Source organism: Rickettsia sp. TH2014 (assembly GCF_019249195.1).
GTDB classification, from domain to species: domain Bacteria; phylum Pseudomonadota; class Alphaproteobacteria; order Rickettsiales; family Rickettsiaceae; genus Rickettsia; species Rickettsia felis.
The window spans coordinates 1-3811 of the sequence record NZ_MXAX01000068.1; the positions used below are offsets into that span (position 1 = coordinate 1).

The following is a 3811-nucleotide window of genomic DNA, read 5'->3' on the forward strand; positions in this document are numbered from 1 at the left end:
ACTAAAGATCGTGCAAGGAGCGGCAAAGTTATTGAAAGTACCGAGTTAAGAAATGACTTTCATAGTTAGAATAATTGTGCTATAAAAGCTTTCAGATTTTTTGCAGTTTTGGTTAATAATGTACCGAGACTGGGGATTATAGGAACTTTTTATGAAACGATTAAATTCAAAATTTACAGACTCACAATATAAATTAATTTCTTCCACTCAAAAGAAATTTCGTTTGTATTATGCAATAATGCTAAAATATTATGAATCTCATAATAAGTTCATAGATGGTTTGCCAAAAATATCAGGTTCATTATTAACTAATATTGCTATTAAGTTGGATTTAGAGACCACAAGCATTACAATTCCTTCAGCTAGAGCAGTTAGGAATTATAAAATAAGAATCCTACAACATTTTAATATTTCTGCTGTTAAAAAAACCGATAAGACTGATAGGATTGATTTGCAGCTACATTTAAAAAATATAATAAGTTGTGAAGGAATATTTGAATATGAGGTACTACAGGAATATGCTCAGGATTTCATAGTTAAGCAAGGTATTTCTTCTATTAAGAAGTCTAGTATAAGTAGAATCGTAAAAAGCACTATATACCAATATGAAAAAGATTTATTCCAAACTATAGTTGATAGTTTGGGTATTGAAACAAAAGCTTATCTAGATGAACTATTAATTATTACAGATGGTATGTCTAAGATGAATCATCTTATGCGTTGGGTAAGAGGTTCGACAATAGAAAGCATAAAATCAGAAACTAAGAAATTAAGATTTTTAAAGCTTCTAGCATATCCAGAGATTGTAACAACTTTAACATCTAAGCACTTAAAACGCTATTATAGGAATATTGTCAATAAATACCCAAGTACCATAAAGGAGATGCCAAATGCTAGCAAATATGCTCAACTAATTATTTTTTGTTTCATGAGAAAAACTGATATTAATGATTCTCTTGTGGAAATTCTTCTAGATACAACTCAAAAAATTTTTATTGCTGGAGAAAACAAATCTAAAGCTAAATTTTCTAAATTGAAAGAAATTAAGAAAAATTATGATAATAGAAGAGTATTAAAGATTTTAGTAGATACTATATTAGGTAATGAAGAAGATTTGATTAATAAAGCTATATATCCGAAACTTCCAAAGAAAAAATTGTTAGACATTCAGCAACAATTGTCAACCAAGAAGCTGGTCAACAAATTTAGTGATTTATTATATTACAGTACTAGAGAATCTTTTGCTCGTTATTATAGGAAAGTTATTATTCCAATAATAGAAGTCTTAGAATTTGATTCTGTAAGTAGTAATAAGATTACAAATGTTATTAACTTAATTAAGGATAATATTAATAACAATAAGCGATATTATTATAGCAATCAAGTACTGGAGATAGAACAGACGGTACAAAAATCACATAGGGATAAGATATTTGATAAAAATAATAGAGTTAAAAAAATAGATTTAGAATTATGTGTATTAAATAAGTTAAGAAATAAACTTAGGAGTAAAGAAGTTTGGGTAAAGGGAGGTTATAAGTATCGTAATCCTGAAGAGGATTTACCACAGGATTTTGATCAAAATAAAGAAAAATATTTTAATATTCTGAGGCAACCACAAGACGCCGATACTTTTATCAATACACTAAAAGCAGAGTTAAAAAACTCATTATTTAGATTAAATAATTCTATTCCCCAAAATAAATTCGTGCATATTCTAAAAAAGCCAAAAGGTCATATAAGGGTTGCCAAAATAAAAGAGCAAAATCCACCAAAACAATTAGAATTAATAAAAGAAGAGGTGTTTAAGCGTTGGCCATCAACTAGCTTACTTGATATTTTAAAAGAAGTAGATCTGTTTGTTAATTTTACAGATGACTTTGTTGCAAGTGGTCCTAAAACAGGATTAGATAAAGAAATTATTTGTAAGAGACTACTTTTAGCTATTTTGGGATATGGTACAAATACTGGTCTTAAAAGTATGAGTAATGGAGAGATTAGTTACCAAGATTTACAATATATAAAGCTTAGATATTTTGATCAAGAAAACTTGCAAGCGGCTATTCGTAAAATAGTGAATAGTTTACTAAAGATTCGCTTCACATCACTATGGGGCGACAATACAACATCAGTCGCTTCAGATTCAAAACATTTTAAAGCATCTGATCAGAATTTGATGAGTAGTTGGCATCCTCGTTATCATAGCAAAGGAGTAATGATTTATTGGCACGTTGATACTTCATCTGTATGTATTTATTCGCAAATGAAAAGCTGTCATTCTTCAGAAGTAGCGGCAATGTTAGAAGGTATATTGAAGCATGCAACAAATGCAAATATAGACAAGAATTACGTAGATACACATGGTGCAAGCGAAATAGGCTTTGCATTTTCTTACCTATTTTCCTTTGCTTTGATGCCAAGATTCAAAAATATTCATAAACAAAGATTGTATTACACTGATAAAGAAGAGCAAAAAGGCTTAAACCATATAGAAGACATATTAGTGCGTCCTATTGACTGGGAGCTAATCAAAAGACATTATGAATATATTATACAACATGCTATCTCATTGAAATTAGGAATAGCTGATACAGAAGGATTACTCAGAAAATTTACTAAGGGTAATGTACAACATGAAGCATACCAAGCCATTAGAGAGTTAGGAAGAGCAGTAAAAACTATTTTCCTATGTAATTATTTTAATTCTCTAGAACTAAGACAAGAAATACATAGTGCATTAAATGTTGTAGAACGTTGGAATGGTGTTAATGACATTATATTTTATGGAAAAACGGGAGTATTTCGTAGTAATAACCCACTAGAGTTCAAATTATCTACTTTATGTTTGCATTTATTACAACTATCAATGGTGTACATCAATACTTTAATGCTACAACAAATATTAGTGGAATCATCTTGGTTAGAAAGGATGAGTAATGAAGATAAAAGAGCGATTTCTCCTCTAATTAGTGAACATATTAATCCATATGGTAGTTTTAGTTTAGATCTAAATAAGCGTTTAGCAATTAATGTTGACCAGGCTCTTTTTGCAAGGGAGGTAGCATAACCATGAATAAAAGAACTCCGCCAAGAAAAAAAGCTCTACAATTAGCTAAATACCTAAGATCTGAATCACCGGATTATGGCTATTTACGTACTGTATTTATGTATTTAAGGCAAGAATTAGAAGTAGTAGTTACAGCTCAACCTAAAAAATTACCTTATGTTCCAAATGAAGAAGAAATACAGAAATACTATGATGTAATATGGAAAAGTAAAAATATACAGGACATTATAATTATAAAAGTATTAATATATACAGGTATAAGAGTAAGTGAGCTGGTAAGGTTAAAAAAGCCTGATGTTGACCTGAATGGATGTCAAATTAGAATTATTGCTGGAAAAGGAAAAAAAGATAGAATAGTACCGTTTCCAAAAAGTTTTCGGGAAACATTAGCAATGTATATCACCAGTACCGCAGAGAATAAGACATTGTACTTATTTGAGTCAAGCTGGAAAAAACCATATTCTGATAGAGGAATTAGAAGAATATTAGAAAAATATAGTAATTTAGCTGGTATGAGGCAGAATATTTCTCCACATAAATTACGTCATTTTTTATTTACTTGGCTTAAAAAAAGAGGAATAGACGACGCACTCATCCAACCATATTCTGGTCATGAAACCCGCAAGTCTCTAGAGATTTATTCAAAATTATCATTATCAGAAGCTCAAAAAATATATGAAGAAAATATCAAGAATTTTCCAGTTTAAGCTGCTCAACTTTGCCGCTCCTTGCACGATCTTTAGT

2 protein-coding genes are annotated in these 3811 nt (G+C 29.8%); both read left to right on the plus strand.

The window, feature by feature from the left end; translation table 11 throughout:
• Positions 1–151 precede the first annotated feature (151 nt).
• Positions 152–3067, plus strand: a complete 2916-nt coding sequence (locus KYQ89_RS01060; protein ID WP_218459991.1) for a Tn3 family transposase — start codon at positions 152–154, stop codon at positions 3065–3067.
• 2 nt (positions 3068–3069) lie between these two features.
• Positions 3070–3774, plus strand: a complete 705-nt coding sequence (locus tag KYQ89_RS01065) for a tyrosine-type recombinase/integrase (RefSeq protein ID WP_218459992.1) — start codon at positions 3070–3072, stop codon at positions 3772–3774.
• Positions 3775–3811: the final 37 nt, after the last annotated feature.

Coding starts and splice junctions, on each gene's coding strand:
- KYQ89_RS01060 (WP_218459991.1), top strand. CDS start 152: ATGAAACGATTAAATTCAAAATTTACAGACTCACAATATAAATTAATT.
- KYQ89_RS01065 (WP_218459992.1), top strand. CDS start 3,070: ATGAATAAAAGAACTCCGCCAAGAAAAAAAGCTCTACAATTAGCTAAA.